The sequence below is a fragment of the Paenibacillus dendrobii genome, assembly GCF_009807035.1.
Taxonomy (GTDB): domain Bacteria; phylum Bacillota; class Bacilli; order Paenibacillales; family Paenibacillaceae; genus Paenibacillus_AQ; species Paenibacillus_AQ dendrobii.
Genome location: NZ_WUBI01000003.1, coordinates 225,777 through 244,545 on the forward strand (window position 1 = coordinate 225,777; position 18,769 = coordinate 244,545).

Genomic DNA, 18,769 nt, shown 5'->3' on the forward strand with positions numbered 1-18,769 from the left:
GATACACCCCATTCTTTTTTTCATTGGCAAGAATCTTTTAGAATGAGCTTCAGGACCGCCCTCTGAGTGAACGGCCGCTGAAGCGAAGAATTACCGGTTAACCTTAAGCTACATCGAGACCAAAATCGCGGCAAAGGCCCGCAAGTCCGTCCTGATACCCGCTACCGACCGCACTGAACTTCCACTCGCCGTTATTACGGTACAATTCTGCCACCACGATAGCCGTTTCAACGGAGAAATCCTCTCCGAGATCATAGCGGATCAATTCCTCGCCGCTGCTTTCGTTGACGATACGTACAAAGGCATTGGATACCTGTCCGAAATTTTGGCTGCGCTCGTTGGCTTCATAGATCGTGATACAGAACGAGACCTTCTCTACATCAGCCGGAATGGCAGCCAGATCGACTTTGAGCTGCTCATCATCGCCTTCGCCCTCGCCCGTGCGATTATCTCCCGTATGTACGATTGCTCCGTTCGAGCTTTGTGGATTGCTATAGAATACGAATTCCTTTTCAGAGCTTACTTTACCGGTAGCATTCAGAAGAAAGGCTGAAGCATCCAGGTCAAAGTTCTTTCCGCCGTCGTATTTGTTGGTATCCCATCCAAGACCCACCAGAACTTTAGTCAGGCCGGGGTTCGTTTTCGTAAGATCGATTTTTTGTCCTTTTTGCAAACTGATCGCCATGATTATTACCTCGCTTTTTTATGATGGATTAGGAATATAGTGCTGCTAATTGATTGATATGGGCCGCATGGGTTCCTTCGCCGATGGCGTTGAATTTCCATTCGCCGTTGTGTCGGTAAATCTCGCCTACGATAAGTGCGGTTTTGCCCGCATAATTCTCGGTCAAGTTGAATCTTATCAGTTCCTGGTTACTCGCAGGATTAAGGACGCGAATATACGCAGAACGAATCATGCCGAAGTCCTGACCGCGCGCCTCGCATTGATAGATATTCACGACCATCAGAATTTTACTGACATCTTCCGGAACCTTCGATAGCTCGATTTGAATCTGTTCGTCATCCCCTTCCCCTTCGCCTGTCAGATTATCTCCTGAATGGCGCACGGAACGGCAGGGACTGACCAAATTGTGAAAACATACCGTATTTTTGGATTGGCTCAGCTTTCCACTCGCGTTCAGTAGAAGTGCAGAAGCGTCGCAATCGATATCAGCCGCTTTCTTCTTCATTCCGAAAATGCCTCTTGTTTCCGTCTGTACAGGATCCCAGCCCAAGCCGACAATCACTTTCTGCAATCCTGAATTCCCTTTGGTAAGGTCAACCTTTTGACCCTTGACCAGAGAAACCGTCATATTCCACAACCTCCTTTTTATGCTAGTTAACCCACATAAATTATACTTTTCATATTCATAGAATATCAATGATATATTGTCTATTTATGGGATTAATCCTCTAATACGGGGTTATTTTGTTGAAGTTTCAAACATATTCATTATTTTCTTCCGTAGAAATATAAAAGCACCTCGATAGACTTAAACAAACGGGTCAAAAGGAGGTGCTTCCCTGGAATATTTGCATGAAAAGATACCTAGGAGTGACGGGCCATTTACAGACCAAACTCGCCTGGACTCAGCCCGAGACAATTGCAGATATCGCGGACCACAACCTTCTCCTGGTCATCGAAATTGCCGTCTGCGGCCCCAACGGCGCAGCATACCCCCACGATAATCCGGCCAATCTCCGGCTTGGACTTGAACTTGGCGATAACGCGCAGCGCTTCCTGTTTGCCAACCATGACATCAAAATCCATATTGCCGGCAAAATGGTTGAAGCGGTCAATGACCTCGCTCATGTTAAAAACGCTCAGTTCCTCGCTTCTCCCCAGATAACCCGCCATCTTTTGCTTCTCGCTGGCATCAATCGTACCGTCGGCGACCGCAACAACCGCACAGCCTGCAACGATGGCGTCCATGAGATCCTTGTTCTTAAACCGTTTGACCTGATCCTTTAAACCGGTTTTCGTTCTCGATAACCAGCCTTGAAAAGCACTTACTGAAGCCATGTGAATCCCTCCATATCACTTAATTAATGATTTTGTTTTTGCCTCTTGAATCCAGGATGGAAATTCGTTCAACAAACGGTCATATAGCTCATCGTCTGAGATTTGGCCAAGATTTTTGATCTGAAAAAAGTTGGCGTTATCTATGAACCGGCCTTGCAAATGATCCAAAGCCTTCAAAAATTCGAATCTTTCATCCCCCACGCCTACGAACTGCCAGAAGATTCCGAGCTCGGCTGAACGTACAACCATCTCTGCCGTCTCTTGATGGTCAAAGCAATTACCGTCGGTCACAAAGATCACATATACCGGCTCCTGGTTCAGATAGCTGCTTCTGTCTATGTAAATTTCCTTTTTGCCCATTCCAAAAATGCCGCTCTTCTTCATGCTCAGCGATCCTGGGAAATAGTAGTTAACGATTCTCCGCATCACGCCGGCGTAATTCGTTCCATTTTCCAATCTGTACTTGGTATAAATATTCCGATTCACGAAATCGTAGAAATTTTCCTGCTGTATCTCCCCGACCTCATAATCCTTCAGGCCAAACAAAAATACGTCTGCAGCGCCGTTATCGTCAAAGTTCATGCTGAGTCCAAGCGTCCGCTCGGTTACCTTCTGGACAATCCCCGTTTTATAGAGATTCGTCATCGATCCGGAGATATCCAAAGCAAGCGCAACCCGTGCCGTCTGCCCCTGAAGCCCTTTTTTTGCCAAAGAAATGCTTGCTTTTTTCGACAAATCGATTAATTGCTCGCGGGCCTTCTTTTGCAGGTCAATACTCAATCCATAAGCACCTCCTCGGCAGAAAATAGTAAATACAGTAAAATAATAATAGATATAACATTCTAACCTCTAATTACTTGCAAATACAGGGTCTGGTTGTCGAAAGTATACAACTTATGTCATATTGCGTCAACCTATATTTTCCAAACGATGATGATTCTAATAGATTCACCTTACTGTTGGAACAAAAAAAGCAGATGTTCCCAAGTCGAAAACTTGGAAACATCTGCTCTGTGGTTGAACTCTACTCCGTTTACAGCTTAATGTTCGCCTCATCAAAATATTCTTCCAGTGTCATGCCGCTTTTGGCAACGTCCTGCGCAAGATCCGTACCGATATAGCGGATATGCCACGGCTCGTATACGTAACCCGTTATGTCTTCACGATCCTTGGGGTAGCGGATGACAAAGCCGTAATCTGCTGCATGCTCGGCAAGCCATTTCCCCTCTGACGAATCGCCGAAGTTCTCCTCGAGCTCGTTTTTTACGCTGGGACTGGATACATCGATGGTCAGCCCAGTCTGATGCTCACTGGTTCCCGGCACGGCACTCACGCGTGAAGCGTATTCCTCGCCTTTGGTCCGGACATTATTCTCATAAATGGACTTTTGGCGGCTGTAAGATCGATATCCCGATACGGCACGAAGCTCGATGCCATCTTCCTTCGCTCCGGCAAACAGCTTCTCCAGCGCGTCGGCGGCTTCCTTCCGCATATGGCGTTTCTCATGCGGTCCGTCAAAGGAAAACAGAACGTTCGGCTCGACAAGATCCGCAGGCTCGTAGCCATCCGGCAGACTGCGCTGCTTGTTCACGATAACGGTCATTGCTTCCGGATTCGTTACGACTTCCTTGCCATCCACTTCTTTAATCGTCGTCTGAAGGGAGTTCTCGCTGCGTTTGGCCATGACCGGATCCGCGGGAACTTGCCCTTCCTGTTCGCTCTTGCCTGCGCCTTGCAGGGCTTGTCCCTGCTCTTTAGCGGAACCGCCGGTTTTCTCACAGCCGCTTAGCACGGCGGTTGGAAGCACCAACGCGCTAATCAGCAGGCATGTCCAAATTCCTTTTTTCCACATTTGCTGCTTGCTCATAAACCATTCTCCTTACTCTTTACTCTACCTGTCCTGTCATATGTACATTGTACTTGATTCTCGGAAAAGCGGCAAAAAACGCCGAGATCCGCTTGCATGGAACGTCGACGTTTGTTAGGTGGTTATCAGGAATCTTTGGTCATATTCAAACGATCTCTTGCCTTCCCTGCGGCTTCCAGGGTGATCTGCCGGACTACCTGCTGCACAGCTTTGACTTTCGGCAGCAATTCCGTCCAGTCATCAATTTCCAGTTCATCTTCCGGTACAGCCTTCGGGGAAACGGATACTTCCCGATAAGCGGCGCCCGGCTCATGAAGCTTGCCCTGCTCGGCAGCCTCCGCCAGCCATTCTCCCGAAGAGGGGCCTGCCTTGCCCTTCTCCTCCAGCTTGCTTAGCGCCTCTCCATCCGCAGTTTCAGCCGCCGGAGGCACCTCTTCGGCCCATTCCCGAAAGACATGGTTCAACAGATTTTCCCGGGTGAGCCCCCGTAAGACAAGCCGCAGCAGCGGCTCGGAGCGGAGCTTCTGTTCCGCAGCCTCCATGACTGCCTGGATATGGCCGCAACCATCTGTTCCGCAACTGCAAACCGCCTGTTCAGGCAAAGAGGCCCCATCCGGGAGCAGTCCATCCAGCCAAGACGGCGCCTCGTTCTTCAACAAAGCATATAAAGCGTACGGATGACCGGCAAACCGCTCACCGATCTCCACCTGTCCATCCATCGTAAGCAGCGGGTAAGGAATATCCACTTTCCAGCCTGCTTCCGCGATTCCCGGGCCCGAGTCTGATTTCTGGCTTTGAGCCTCTTTCGCGTGAATCCAGCCGGGTACAATACTCAGCTCGTACGGCTCATTCTTCTTTAACATCGTACCCCTCCCGGTCTGTTGTCATGAATGCCTACATCCAATCTTCTCCCTGAAGCGTAATCAGCTCCCGAAGCTCATTGTCGGACATTTCGGTGAGCCAGGTTTCGCCGGAGCCAACGACCTGCTCGGACAGCGCCTTTTTATGTTCAATCAGCTCGTCGATACGCTCTTCCAGCGTACCTTGGCATATCAGTTTATGCACCTGGACGTTCTTATTCTGGCCGATGCGGAAAACGCGGTCGGTGGCCTGATTCTCCACTGCCGGATTCCACCAGCGGTCGTAATGCATTACGTGGTTGGCGCGGGTGAGATTCAGGCCTACGCCTCCGGCTTTCAATGAAAGCACGAAAAACGGAGATCCTTCGCCATTCTGAAAGGCATGCACCATCTGATCCCTATCTTGCTTCGAGACCCCTCCGTGCAAAAAGGACGGCTTGACGCCATAACGCTGCTCAAGTTTTGATACGATCAGATGTCCCATCGCCACGTATTGGGTGAAGATAAGCGCAGATTCTCCCGACTCTTCGATGTTATCCAACAGATCGTAGAGCCGCTCCATTTTACCCGAAGACTCCGCTTTCGATCCCTTGGTCTCTTCCCTTCCCAGCAGCTGCGGCGAGTCGCAGATTTGCTTGAGCTTGGTTAACGAAGACAGTACAAGCCCTTTGCGGGCAATGCCGGTTTCTTTCCCGATCTGCTCCATGACCTGTTCGACCACGGACTGGTACATTGCCCCCTGCACCGGAGTCAGCGCACAATACGACTTGATCTCCAGTTTCTCCGGAAGGTCCTTGCGGATATCAGGATCGCTCTTCAACCTGCGCAGCATAAAGGGCGCCACGAGCTTATGAAGCTCCTGCAGCTTCCCGGTCCCTACGTCGCTTGCCGTATAGCGCTGCCGGAACGAAGACGCCGAACCGAGATATCCCGGGTTCAAAAAGTGAAAAATCGACCACAGCTCCCCAAGACGGTTCTCCACTGGCGTCCCCGTCATCGCAATGCGGTGCGGAGCTGACAGCTTCATGACGCTCTGGGCCTGCTTAGTGCGGTGATTTTTAATGTACTGCGCCTCATCCAACACAACCGAGGTCCATGTCATCGCTGCCAAATCCGCCCCATCCCGGCCCGCCAGATGATAAGTTGTGAGTACAATATCATGCCGGGCTGCCTCATCCAGGAAATCCTGCCCATGCTGGCGGCGATTCCCGTGATGTATATAAAGATTCAGATCGGGTGCGAACCTCTGCAGCTCACGCTGCCAGTTACCCAGAAGCGAAGTCGGGCAGACGATCAGAACCGGGCTGCCTTCTTTCCGGTGTTGCTCCAGCAAACAGGTAATCACCTGAATGGTCTTTCCCAGACCCATATCATCTGCCAAGCAAACGCCAAAACCCATGTCCCTCATCGCAGACAACCATTGGTAACCTCGTTCCTGATACGGACGAAGCACGCCATGAAGCGAAGCAGGCACCGGCCTGACCGGAACCTTCCTCGGTCCTTCCTCTCCCAGCAAGGATTGGAGATATCCGGCGGTTTCGATCCCCAGTATCGGAATGCCCTTCCACAACCGTTCTTGGCCGTCTTCCGCCGATAAATGCAGCCATTCCGAAAGGTCCATTTCCCCTTCCTCATGCCGCTTCAAATAGCGCAGAACCTGGCGGATTTCCTTCAGGTCCAGCTCGATCCATTCCCCCCGGAACTGCACGTAAGGCAGCGAGGCTTCCGCCAGCTCGGCCAGCTCTTCGCGCGAAAGGGTCAGACCTTCAAGCGCTGCCTCGACATGAAACGAGACAAGCTGCTCCATACCGACTACGGGCAATCCCGGCTTACTCTCATCCGATTGCATTTTCAAGGACAACCCGACCCGGCGCCGTCCCTTGCGGCTCCATCTGGAAGGCATCTGCACCGTCATGCCGGCTTTATTCAAACGCGGAACGGCGTTCCGCACAAAGGCCACCATCTCTTCGGAGGTCAGTTCCATCCCTTGAGGGGCGGGAACGCAAAGCGCCTCCGCTATCTCCGGTGATAACGCCGCTGCTTCTCCCAACAGGAACAGCATTTGCTCCTGCACATTCGTATATTTTTTTCCGCGCCGCTGAATATCGCGTTCTCCGTATCCCCAAATCGCCGCGATCGGCAGCCAGGCCCCGAATTCATCCTGAAATTCTGCCCAAAAGCTCACACGCCAGCGTTCCTGCTCCTCCGTATGGCTTGGTGCAAGACGCAGCCCGAGCTGCAACTGCCCTACGCGGGAACGCTCTTCGCCTTCCGGACTTTCTGGAATCGATGTCGAGCCGAAAGCGGATACCTCCTCGCCGAGTGCGGTGATTTCCTCAGCCGTTCCCTGCACGGCAATGGTTCGGCTCACCGTAAGCAGGCTGTTCCACCAGAGCTCCGTCAGCGGCGACGTGCCTCTGCGGTAATCGGCCTGGCAGCGCGACAGCTTGCCTTCTTGCATCCGGACGATTTCCTGCACGCGTGAGTGAATCATCGCGCTCATGAAGGAATGCAGCACGGCAGCTCCCGCCTCCTGTTTCGTTAGCGGCTCACTCCCCAAAAGCGCTGGCACTCCAAGCGCAACCGGAGGCATGGCGCCCGCCAGTTGCAGGAAGCGTTCAATATCCTGCGGTTCTTTCAGCTTCGGCTTCCAGCTGCCCGTCAGCGCAAGGACTCCCGCCCGCCGGCGTGTGCCGGCCGCTGTCACTTCTGAAGCGCCTGGAGCAATCTGGCCGCGCAGCAGCAACTCCAGGGCAAACCGTGCCGCCTTGGACCAGTAACCCATCTCCGCTCCCGGCTGAAGGCCATGACGAACGCAGGAGGATTCATCCCATGCCAGCAGCATGGTAAAGGCGTCGGCAGGCATCAAGGCAAGCCCCTCGAGGGTTCTGCCCATCAGCTGACGCCGCTCCCCTCGCCGAGCTGTACGCTGTCCGGCCGTAGGGGAGGGATAACGCAGCTCCGCCAGACGGAGCGCAGCTTGCGCGAAAGGTTTCGAGCCTTCGGTCATGACAAGCGTTCTCATGACCTTGCTCCACGCATCCACTCTCGGTTCGGACATTTCTCCCGAAAAACAAAAAAACACATCACCTAGCCATACCCCATATAGCGGTTGATTCATGGTTGTCTCCTGTCGTTTCCGTAATAACACATATACTTCCATCTTATACGAAAACGACTCAATTTAAAAACCGCAATCGACTTTTTTATATAATTCGAACGAAAGAAATGGCGAACATCTCATTCGCTTCAATCGTCCATCATGCAAAAAAACGGATGCAGACATAACATTCAAAAAGCCTGCTTTGCGGATTTACCGGCAAAACAGGCTTCTTCATTGATGGAGCATAGTCCGGTTTACTCGCCGGTACGAATAACCCAGCTCGCTCCAGTCGGTCGGTCGTGGACCTGAATGCAAAGCTCTCCGCCCGGTTCATCCAGCATCCAGCCTTCCATTCCCCCTTGCAACTGCTCAGCAGTCACAGCATGCAGACCTTCCACACCTTGTGGAGCAAAACCCGAATAACGAAGTTTAAACACCAGCAGGTTCCGGTTAGCTTCATAACGTCTGTCATCGTATTCATAGGAGAGATGAAGCATCCCATCCCCGCCTTTAAGACTGACATGTAACCGGGAAGAGACCTGGTTTCGGTAATCAAAGGTCACTCCATCGTCTTCATATAGACTGTAATCCGCAGTGAAACCTTCCCGAGCCTCAGCCCCGTAAATTTGGAAGGTCACCGTTTCATCGGCATCCTCTTCCGCATGCTGCATGAGCATTCCTTCCGGCACGATGGCCCCGGCCTTGATATACAGAGGCATTATTTCAAGTGGGCATTCCGCCAATATATGGCGTCCCCCTTCATATTTATCGCCCGTCCAGTAATCGAACCATTCGCCTGCCGGCAAATATACCGCACGATGATCCGTATCTGGCCGGTATACGGGAGCCACGAGCACCGAATCCCCTAGCAGGAACTGGTCGCACAGGTTCGTGACCTTCGGATCTTCCGGATATTCCAGCACCAGCGGGCGGATCACCGGCAGCCCAGTGGATGCCGCCTCGTGAAACAGGTTGTACAGATGCGGCATCCAGCGGTAGCGCAGACCAATATAATCCCGCAAAATCCCCTCCGTCGCCGGGCCAAACGACCACGGTTCCTGCCGGAGGGTATCTATAGAGGAATGGTTGCGACAGTACGGAAAGAAGACGCCCATCTGCGTCCAGCGCACAAGCAGCTCTCCGGAAGTATGGTGGGCGAAGCCGCCGATGTCAGGTCCGGAGAAGGCCAGCCCCGACAATCCCATGTTCAGCACCATCGGCATGGCCAGCGCCATATGCTCCCAGAAGCTGCGGTTGTCTCCTGTCCAAACCGCAGCATAACGCTGGATTCCGGCGTAACCTGCCCGGGTCAGCACGAACGGGCGGCGGTTATCCATATGCCGCTCCATTCCCTCCGAGGTGGCTTTGGACATGAGCAGGCCATACGCATTATGAAGCTCCTCATGCGTCTTCATGTCGCCGTTATTACGGTGGATGACATCCAGATCCATCGTCTTGCTTTCATTAAAGACAGCCGGCTCATTCATATCATTCCAGATCCCCTCAATGCCGTACTGAGTATAGAAGGCATGCTGATCGCCCCACCAATTAGAGGTTCGGTCATCCGTAAAGTCCGGAAATGCGCTTATGCCGGGCCACACTTCGCCAAAGTAGATATCCCCCTCCAGCTTCGTGCAGAAATGCTCCTGCTGCACGCCTTCGCGGTAAACGCGGTAGTTCGGATCCTTCTTGACTCCCGGATCGACGATCGGCACGATGCGGATCCCCAGTTCCCGCAGTTCATTCATCATGGCTTTCGGATCGGGGAATCGAACGGGGTCAAACGTAAAGACCCGGTATTCATCCATGTAGTGAATATCCAGATAAATAACATCGCACGGAATTCCCTTCTCGCGGAAGGTGTGGGCGAGCTGCAGTACTTCCTGTTGATTCATATAGCTATAGCGGGATTGATGATAACCGAGAGCCCATTTCGGAGGCAGCTGGATTCGTCCCGTCAGGGCCGTATAGCGCATGACCACGTCCTTCATACTCGGACCCGCGATGAAATACAGATCATATGCGCCGGTGGAGCAGCCCATCGTATAAGCCATGCCATGCGACCGCATATCCACTTCAGTCAGCCCCGGATTATCGAGAAACAGGCCGCAGCTCTTCTCACCACTCCTATGAATCAGAAACGGAACCGACTGGTACAAGGCTTCAATTTCCGGCATGTGAGGCGCATACACATCCGTATTCCAGTTTGTGTACCGTTCGCCTCGCTTATCCAGAAAGCTCGATTTCTCTCCGAGTCCATAAAAATGGGAATTCGCCGGCATATCATAAACCGCGCGGGCGCCTCCCCGCGGATCAAAGGAAATGCTGGTTTGCCGGGATACAACGCTGCCGTCCAAATCGCGCACCGTAATCATGAAGGTCTGCTTCTCAAGCTCCACCTCCATGACGGAGGAACGGAAAATGAGGAATCCTTCCTTTTCTTCCGCTTGGATTCCACTCTCCGTCTTCAACCGGTATGCCGGGTCAATCGCGATGGTTTGCGCCAGATCCGCCTCGCTCCCAATAAAAAATTTGATCCTGAAAATCCCTGGGGCAGTGAACAGGGCCGCTGCCCCTCCCCGCTCCGTCCGGCATATAAAAACATCCCCGCGCTTCTCCATCCCGGTAACCGGGCCAAGGTCTTTCCAGTTCTCCGGTACTGTAGTCATTTCGTGCTTGTCCGGCCGGATTGCTTCACTGCCTTCCATGATGTCATTTCCCCCTTCATGATCGAAAGAGGCCCCTTTTGTCGTCAAAAGGGAGCCTCTTTTTTCAAAACCTATGCGTACTCGTACTCGAGGATTATTTCTTCAGGTTATCCCACGTTTTTTGGAAGTCTGCAAGGAGCTGGTCTTTGTCGGATTTGCCCGCGATGTAGCTCTGCATGCTGGAGCCGAATTCATTCCATGCGCCTTCAGGGAATCTCGCGAACTGCCAGCTCAGAAGCTTGTCCTCTTTGCTGTATTTCAGCACTTCTGCGCCGAGCGCTCCCAAATCCTGTTCCGTAGCATTGATGCTCTTGAATGCAGGGATGAATTTGAATTCTTTGGTGATGTAGTTTTTGCCTTGATCGGAGGTCACGAGCCAGCTCAGGAATTCCTTCGCGTCGTCTTTCACTTTGGAATTCTTGTTGACAACCCAGTTGTTAGGCACGCCAACGAGCAGCTTGTCGTTCTCATCCGCATTGTCGTTGATCGGCATTGGCAGGATGCCAATGTTCATGTTCGGCGTAATGCCGTCGATTTGAACCTGCGTCCAGTTCCCTTGCTGTGTCATCGCTGCCTGACCGTTTGCGAACATCGTCATTTCGGTATTGTAGTCGGTCGTCAGCGGGTTCTTTTGGCCGTATTTCAGCGTCAGGTCGAACAACTTCATGAATTCATCCATTTGCTTGTTGCCTGCGAATTTGGCAGTGCCTTTATTCAAACCTTCGATGTAAGCACTAGGATCCTCTTGATGCGCGAACGCCACGTTAAGCGTATGCTGCCCAATGATCCATCCTTCTTGATATCCGTTAACGAATGGCGTGATGCCGGCGTCTTGCAGCTTTTTGGCGGCTGCATCCAGCTCTGTCAGCGTCTTAGGAATTTCGGTAATGCCCGCTTTTTTGAAGAGATCCTTGTTGTACACGAAGCCGTAGCCTTCAAGGTTCATCGGCATACCATAGATTTTACCGTCTTTCGTAATTTGATCCTTGGATACGTCAACCATGTCGCTTACCCATTTTTCGCCCGAGAGATCTTCGAGCTTATCCGCCCAGGTATTCAAATCGGTGTAACCGCCGACGTTGAAAATGTCGGGCTCTTCGCCGGACGCGAACTTCGCTTTCAGCGCTGCGCCGTAGTCGGAGCCGCCGCCAACCGTTTGAATGTCGAGCTTGATGCCCGGATGGCTGGCTTCGTAATCGGCTTTCAGCTTATTGAGAGCTTCCGCAATTTCGACTTTGAATTGGAAAATATGAATCGTTTTGGTGGCGCCTTTACCGCTGTCTCCGCTTGCGCTGTCGGCATTTTTGTCTGTTTTGGAGCCGCAGCCGGCAAGCACGACGGAAAGTGCGAGCATAGAAGCCAGTGTAATTTTGGAACGTTTTTTCATGAATGAATCCTCCCTTTTCTCTTGTCCTTCGCATCATTAAATATTAAGGTCATTCGTTTGGATAACAATACTGTAATCGCTTACTCTTTCATTATAGGGACAGGCTGCAAGGTAGAGCACTTACGATATTGACGAAACAGGGGGACGGGATTGACCTGTCCGTCAGCCGCCCCTGCTTCTGTAAGAATCAGCCTTTTACGGCGCCCTGCGTAATACCTTCCACAATATACTTTTGCATCGCCAGGAAGAAGATGATGACCGGCAGAATACCCAGCACCAGCGCCGGCAGCGCCAGGTCCCACTGCTTCGTGAACTGTCCGAAGAACGCGAAGGTCGCGATCGGGATCGTCCGCAGATCCGCGTTTTGCAGTACGAGGGACGGAAGCAGATAGTCGTTCCAGATCCACAGCGTGTTCAGAATAATGACGGTTACGAACATCGGCTTCATCAGCGGCAGCACGATGCGGAAGAACGTGCCGTAGATGCTGGTGCCGTCCACGCGCGCCGCTTCTTCGATCTCGAGCGGAATGCTTTTCACGAAGCCGTGGAACAGGAACACGCTGAGCGGAACGCCGAAGCCGAGGTAAGCGACGATGAGTCCCGGAATGCTGTTCATCAGGTTCAGGCTGCTCATGACTTTCACGAGCGGGATCATGATTGACTGGAATGGAATAACCATCGCAGCCACGAAGACTGCGAACAGGAACTTGTTAAAGCGGCTGTTGTGACGGACCATGCGGTACGCTGACATCGCGCTGAACAAGGCGAGCAGAACGTTCGAGATGACCGTGACGATCAGCGAGTTGCCGAAAGCCTTCGGAAAGTTCGTGATGTCCCAGGCTCTTGCGTAGTTATGCCATTCGAAGCTGCTTGGCCAGCTGGCCGAATTGGTCAGCAGATCGCTGAAAGTTTTGACGGAGTTCACGAACAGGAAGTAGAACGGAATCAGGAAGACGAGCGCCAGCAGAACCATGATAATCTCGGTTGCAAGCGTGCCGAAGCGGTACTTTTTCGATACTTCCATCAGGATTCGACCTCCTTGCTTTTCGTTAATTTAACCTGCAGACTGGTGATGATTGCAACGACGACGAAGAATATGATCGCCTTGGCCGTACCTAGTCCGTAACGGTTGTTCTGGAACGCTTCGTTGTAGATGTTCAGCGCTACCGATTCCGTCGAGCGGAACGGTCCGCCTTTGGTCAAGGACAAGTTCAGGTCGAACATTTTGAAGGACCAGGAAATAGCCAGGAATAGACATACCGTTACTGCAGGCATCACAAGCGGTACGATGACCGATTTCAGAATTTGCATTTTGCTTGCGCCGTCAATTTCAGCAGCTTCGATGATATCCTTCGGAATGTTGTTGATCGACGAGATATAGATGACCATCAGATAGCCGGCCGTCTGCCAGACGAAGACCATGATGATGCCCCAGAACCCGGTGGTTGCGTCACCGAGCCACGGCAGATTGAAGAAGTGCCAGCCAGTGGCTTCACCCAGTGCCGAGAAGCCTTTGACGAAAATGAACTGCCAGATGAATCCGAGCAGCAGGCCGCCGATCACGTTCGGCATGAAGAAAATCGTACGCAGCACGTTCCGCGTCTTCAGCGGCTTGGTCAGGAAATAGGCAAGGAAAAATCCGAGAAGATTGGTTAAAATAATGCCAACCACCGTAAACCTTACCGTAAACCAGAAGGCCTTCCCAAAATCGGGATCTTTCGTTAATATTTGTTTGAAATTGTCGATGCCGACCCAAGTCACTTGGCCGGAGACCCCATTCCAGTTGGTAAAGGAATAATACAGACCCAGCAGGAACGGAATCACAATAATAATGGCAAAAAAGATTGTGGATGGGCCCACAAATACCAGCTGCTGGAGCAGCCCGGATGATTTTTTGCTTTTCATCCCGATCTCCCCTTTTTGAAAGTTTCGATACTGTTCGTAGCTTCAGTATGCGGGAAACAGAAGTCGAAAAACACGGAGGATCGTGAACCGTTAGGGGGAAAATATTGATATGCCGAAAAAGGGTAACTATGTTCATGAGAGCGATAAACCGATGAAGTTCCGCAGCATCCGTTCGCGGCTGATCCAGTTCATGCTGCTGGCGACGACGATTCCGCTGCTGCTCTCCATCAGCATTACGTATACCCATACCAAGGAAACAATTAAGGAGCAGGCGCTCGAAGAGAATAAGCATTTGATTTTTCAGGGGAAGACGAATCTAAACAACTATCTCGACAACATCAACAAGGCCTCGCTGGTGGTATACACGGACACCAACTTTCTGCGGAACCTGCGCAAAATACCCGATGACTATCGGGCCGTCGCCGAAGTATACACGCTGCTGCAAAATATTCAGAACACGATCAACGGAATTGAGCGGATTTACCTGCATGCGAGCCAGTCGGGCCAATCCACGCTCGTGACGCCCGCAACTTTTCCAAAAAGGGAATACCGGTCCGAGCCTTACGTGAGTACAAGACCTTATGAAAAATACACGACGTCCGTTGAACCGACGCATCAAAGCCATGATTATGGTTTCCCCCCCTCGCCTACCTCTTATTCCAAGCGCGAGGTGTTTACGTTCCACCGGACGATCACCAACATCCCTTCAGAAAAGGTGCTTGGCGTAATGGCGATCGACGTCCGGCTGGATGCGGTTGCCGCCATTTGTGAGCAGCTGTTTAATAAGAATCATGAGCAGCTGCTCGTCGTCGACCGGAATGGCAACATCATCTATTCCGCCAGGGACGATCAAATCGGCAAACAGCTGCAGGACAAGGTCGTCTTGGAACATATTCGCATGAACCAGAGCAGCGGTTCCTTCGAAAATGGCGGAGCCATGCATGTATTCGAGAAAATGCAAACACCCTATGCAGAATGGACGATCATTAAACGGATTCCGAACGCCACCCTATACGAACGCGCGACCCAGCTGACCCAGATCAATACGGCCATCGCCGTGATCGCCCTGCTCATCATAGTGTTCGGAACGCTATTCATCTCCGTGCGCATAACCGAGCCGATCAAGCGTCTGACCAGCTATATGAACCGGATTCAGTCCGGGCAGTTGAACGTCGATATCGACTGGAACAGCCGCGATGAAACGGGCATCATGTTCGCGCGGTTCCGGCAGATGATGGATACGATCAACAACCTGATTTTGCGGGAATATCGCCTGGAGCTGGCTAACAAGACCAATCAGCTGAAGGCGCTGCAGGCGCAAATCAACCCGCATTTCCTGTACAATACACTGCAGTCGATTGGAACACTGGCGCTGCAAAATAACGTGCCGAGGATCTATGCCCTGCTCTCCTCACTCGCCAAAATCATGCGCTACAGCATGAACAATAACGATGCAAGGGTTACGCTCAAGGAAGAAGCCGAGCATGTGAGGATGTATCTCGATCTGCAGAAGGAGCGGTTCAGCGATCAGCTCGAGTTCAACATACAGCTTGCGCCGGACACGCTGCGGGTCCCGATGCCGAAAATGATCCTGCAGCCGCTCGTAGAGAACTATTTCAAGCATGGACTCGATACCGGGGCCCAGCAGGGCCGACTGGAAATTACCAGCCGCATGAAGCCGCATGGCGTCCTCGAAATCGTGATCGAGAACAATGGGGAATCAATTCCGCCGGAAGAGCTGAAGGAGCTGAAGTGGCAGCTGGAACGCAAGCCAAACGGCGGAATTCAGGCCGAATGGACGGATGAAGACGGCATCGGGCTGCATAACGTGCTTATGCGCCTGCGGCTGTATACGGAGCATGAATCCGCGCTTTATATCGACAACATTAAACCGCAAGGCGTTCGAATTACCGTGGAAATTCACACCGAAGCGAAACATACAGAGGAGAATGAGGAATGACAAAAGTATTGATTGCGGACGATGAAAAGCATGTCAGAGAAGCCATCAAACTGCTCGCGGATTGGGAGGGCCACGGCATCACGGCAATCCTTGAGGCTGGCGACGGGCAAACCGCCGTGGAACTCATCATGGCGGAATCGCCACAGATCGTGCTAACCGACATGCGTATGCCGCGCATGGACGGAACCAAGCTGCTGGAGTGGATCAAAAGCAATCGGCCTGCCGTAAAGACGATCGTCATCAGCGGATACGACGATTTCGAGCTGGTGCGGCATGCCATCCGCAGCGGCGGCCTGGATTATATCCTGAAGCCCGTGGACCCGGACGCGCTCAACGAAGCGCTGGGCAAGGCCGTGGAGGCTATTCGCCTGGAAACGCTACAGGACTCCTTGAGCGCGCAAAAAAATATAGAATTGAACCGCATGAAGCCCCATTACGCCGACAAGCTGCTGTCCGATCTGATCAGCGGCCATGGAAGCAAGGAGGAACTTGCCGGGCAGCTGATGGCCGAATTCGGCCTGCCCGAGAACATCGGCAGCTGCTACGCTGCCGTCATCAGCACCGCGCAGCTGGATCAGGACCTTCTGGACAAGTTCCAGCATATGCGTCAGCTGCTGTATTTCACGCTCACCAACATTTGCAATGAAGTGCTGCTGTCCGGACAAAAGGGGATTGCCTTTCACCATCTCGGCAATCCCGAAGAAGTCGTGCTGCTGATCTGGGATGACACCATGCCTTTGCAGGCGACGCTCGCAGAAATCAGAAGCGGAATCGACCTAACGCTGCACCGGCAGATTCATATGGGCGCAGGCTCGCGCCAGCCTTTTCCGGCGGGCGTGTCCGGCTCGTACCAGCAGGCGCATCACGCGTTATGGCAGCGGAATGCGGGGGAGCTCACGGGCTGGCTTCACGTCGGCACCCCGCAGCCGCAAAAGCCACTGCGGCTGGCCACGCATGAAGAAAGCTTCCGCATGGCTGCGCTAAGCGGCAGCATGGAGCAGATCGGCAGTGCAGTCGACAGTTGGATGGAAGAGGTCCGAAGGCTCGGAACCGTCACGCCGGCAGAGCTTGAGCAATGGAACGCCGAGTGGGACTGGATGCTGAAACAGTGGATGGACAGAAGCTCCGATCCCTCAAGTCCCGGTCCGGACAAAGATGCGCTGCTGGAACTGCCCCGCTCGCTTCCGATGGATCTGCAGGGCAAAATCTCCTATCCGCTGTGGAAAGACCAATATGAAGGCAGATTGACGGCGGCAAGCCGGATTCTGACGCAACAGCACTCGCGGGAAAACCATATCATTCATGATATCGCCCGTTATCTCGAGCATCATTACGCCGAGGACATTTCGCTGCAGGACATGGCTGCGCGCTTCTTCCTCAGCCGGGAGTACATCTCCCGCCGCTTCAAGCAGGAATTCGGCGTCAACATATCGGATTTTCTTGCCGGGGTGCGCATCGAAAAAGCGAAGCTGCTGCTACTCAATCCGCAGCTTCGCATCTCGCAGGTCGCCGAAATGGTCGGTTACCAGGACGAAAAATACTTCAGCAAGGTATTCAAAAAACAGGAAGGCCGCACTCCCAATGAATACCGGAAGGAGCAGACTTCCCGTTAACGTGTTTGAATTACCTAACGCTCAAATTGTCCCAGTTCTGCTGGAACTGCTCATACATGCCTTCCTTGGTAACTTTGCCGCCGATGTATGCCTGGATCGCTGCGGCAAACTCGGGCGACATGCCGTTCGGGAACCGGAACCAGTTCCAGGTCAGCGTTTTGCCGGCGTCCGTATATTTCTGTACGTCCATTCCAAGCTGACCCAGTTCTTCATCCGTGCCTTTGATGCTTTTAAAGGCAGGGATAAACTTGAATTTACTGGTGATGTACGTTTTGCCGATATCGGATGTCACCAGCCAGTCCAAAAACTCCTTGGCTTCTTCCTTTACCGGGGAGTTTTTGTTCACTACCCAGTTATTCGGCACGCCTACGTACAATTTGTCTCCAAGTGCTGGATCATCGTTAATCGGCATCGGCAACATGCCAAGGCTCAGCTTCGGATTGATTCCGTCGATCTGCACCTGCGTCCAGTTGCCCTGCTGCATCATGGCCACATTGCCGCTCGCAAACATCGTCACCTGCGTGTTGTAATCGGTTGTCAGCGGATTGGGATTCCCGTATTTCAGTGTCAGATCCAGCAGGTTGGACCACTCTGAGACGATTTCATTCGAGGCGAATTCTACGCTGTGCTCATTCAGCCCCTTGATGAAGGCTCCCGGGTCTTTCTGGTCGGCAAAAGCGAGATTGATGTTATGGTTGCCGAGCACGAAGTTCTCCTGGTAGCCGTTCGCGAACGGCGTAATGCCCGCAGCCTTCAACTTCTCCGCAGCCGCTTCAAGCTCGCTCAGCGTAACCGGCCGCTCCGTAATGCCCGCTTTTTTGAACAGATCCTTATTGTAAATAAATCCGTATCCTTCCAGATTCATCGGTTGTCCATACAGCTTGCCGTCCTTGGTCATCGGCTCTTTGGCGATGTCTTTCACGTCCTTCACCCAAGGCTCGCCGGAGAGATCTTCCAGGTATTCCTGCCACATGTCGAGCTCATTATAGCCACCGATATTGAAAATGTCGGGCTCCTCGGAAGCCGCGAATTTAGCCCGGAGCGATGCTCCGTAGTCACTGCCCCCGCCCACCGTCTGAATATCCAATTTCACGCCCGGATGGGTCTTTTCATATTCTACCTTCAGCTCCTTTAGCGCATCGGCAATTTCCACCTTGAACTGGAAAATATGAACGGTTTTCGTTCCGCTGCCGTTTCCGCTGCCGCAGCCCGCCAAAAGGGCAATCAGCGCCACCACAGCAGTCACGCGAGCCCATGCGGCGCCGGTACGGGATTGCTTGCCTTTATTCATGGCGCGTCTCCTCCTTTGCCCATTTCCCAGATTCACCTGGGTTCTATGATTT

General features: G+C 52.5%; 14 protein-coding genes. 2 read left to right on the plus strand and 12 right to left on the minus strand.

Going from position 1 to position 18,769, the window contains the following annotated elements; genetic code table 11:
* Nucleotides 1-103: 103 nt before the first annotated feature.
* The 11 genes from GRF59_RS19185 to GRF59_RS19235 all read right to left on the minus strand — a co-directional run bounded on the left by GRF59_RS19185 (nt 104) and on the right by GRF59_RS19235 (nt 13,853).
* Nucleotides 104-685, minus strand: a complete 582-nt coding sequence (locus tag GRF59_RS19185; RefSeq protein ID WP_160499334.1) for a TerD family protein — start codon at nt 683-685, stop codon at nt 104-106.
* Between the two features lie 28 nt (nt 686-713).
* Nucleotides 714-1,313 (minus strand): TerD family protein, encoded by a 600-nt coding sequence (locus GRF59_RS19190; protein WP_160499335.1) that lies wholly within the window; start codon nt 1,311-1,313, stop codon nt 714-716.
* Between the two features lie 254 nt (nt 1,314-1,567).
* On the minus strand, nt 1,568-2,023 hold the full coding sequence (locus GRF59_RS19195) for a tellurite resistance TerB family protein (RefSeq protein ID WP_160499336.1): 456 nt from the start codon (nt 2,021-2,023) through the stop codon (nt 1,568-1,570).
* Nucleotides 2,024-2,038: 15 nt separating this feature from the next.
* Nucleotides 2,039-2,803, minus strand: coding sequence for a VWA domain-containing protein (locus GRF59_RS19200; protein ID WP_160499337.1), 765 nt, complete (start codon nt 2,801-2,803; stop codon nt 2,039-2,041).
* A 253-nt stretch (nt 2,804-3,056) separates the two neighbouring features.
* On the minus strand, nt 3,057-3,890 hold the full coding sequence (locus GRF59_RS19205) for a M15 family metallopeptidase (RefSeq protein WP_237391920.1): 834 nt from the start codon (nt 3,888-3,890) through the stop codon (nt 3,057-3,059).
* Nucleotides 3,891-4,015: 125 nt separating this feature from the next.
* Nucleotides 4,016-4,753, minus strand: coding sequence for a hypothetical protein (locus tag GRF59_RS19210; RefSeq protein WP_160499338.1), 738 nt, complete (start codon nt 4,751-4,753; stop codon nt 4,016-4,018).
* A 31-nt stretch (nt 4,754-4,784) separates the two neighbouring features.
* Entirely contained in the window at nt 4,785-7,871 is a 3,087-nt protein-coding gene (locus tag GRF59_RS19215; protein ID WP_160499339.1) for a DEAD/DEAH box helicase, read from the minus strand.
* 236 nt (nt 7,872-8,107) lie between these two features.
* On the minus strand, nt 8,108-10,561 hold the full coding sequence (locus GRF59_RS19220) for a glycoside hydrolase family 31 protein (protein ID WP_160499340.1): 2,454 nt from the start codon (nt 10,559-10,561) through the stop codon (nt 8,108-8,110).
* Nucleotides 10,562-10,655: 94 nt separating this feature from the next.
* Entirely contained in the window at nt 10,656-11,948 is a 1,293-nt protein-coding gene (locus GRF59_RS19225) for an ABC transporter substrate-binding protein (protein WP_160499341.1), read from the minus strand.
* A gap of 187 nt (nt 11,949-12,135) precedes the next feature.
* Nucleotides 12,136-12,972 (minus strand): carbohydrate ABC transporter permease, encoded by an 837-nt coding sequence (locus GRF59_RS19230; RefSeq protein ID WP_160499342.1) that lies wholly within the window; start codon nt 12,970-12,972, stop codon nt 12,136-12,138.
* Nucleotides 12,972-13,853, minus strand: a complete 882-nt coding sequence (locus GRF59_RS19235; RefSeq protein WP_160499343.1) for a carbohydrate ABC transporter permease — start codon at nt 13,851-13,853, stop codon at nt 12,972-12,974. Before GRF59_RS19235 ends, GRF59_RS19230 begins: the two co-directional genes overlap by 1 nt.
* Before the next feature lie 151 nt (nt 13,854-14,004).
* On the opposite strand from GRF59_RS19235, the gene GRF59_RS19240 reads away from it, so the two are divergent.
* Nucleotides 14,005-15,813, plus strand: coding sequence for a cache domain-containing sensor histidine kinase (locus tag GRF59_RS19240; RefSeq protein WP_160499721.1), 1,809 nt, complete (start codon nt 14,005-14,007; stop codon nt 15,811-15,813).
* Nucleotides 15,810-17,426 (plus strand): response regulator, encoded by a 1,617-nt coding sequence (locus GRF59_RS19245; protein WP_160499344.1) that lies wholly within the window; start codon nt 15,810-15,812, stop codon nt 17,424-17,426. The genes GRF59_RS19240 and GRF59_RS19245 overlap by 4 nt, the downstream gene beginning before the upstream one ends.
* A 10-nt stretch (nt 17,427-17,436) precedes the next feature.
* Here the strand turns inward: GRF59_RS19245 and GRF59_RS19250 are convergent, their stop codons facing one another.
* Nucleotides 17,437-18,717 carry an ABC transporter substrate-binding protein gene (locus GRF59_RS19250; protein WP_160499345.1) on the minus strand — a complete coding sequence of 427 codons (1,281 nt, stop codon included), beginning with the start codon at nt 18,715-18,717 and terminating at the stop codon, nt 17,437-17,439.
* Between the last annotated feature and the right edge of the window lie 52 nt (nt 18,718-18,769).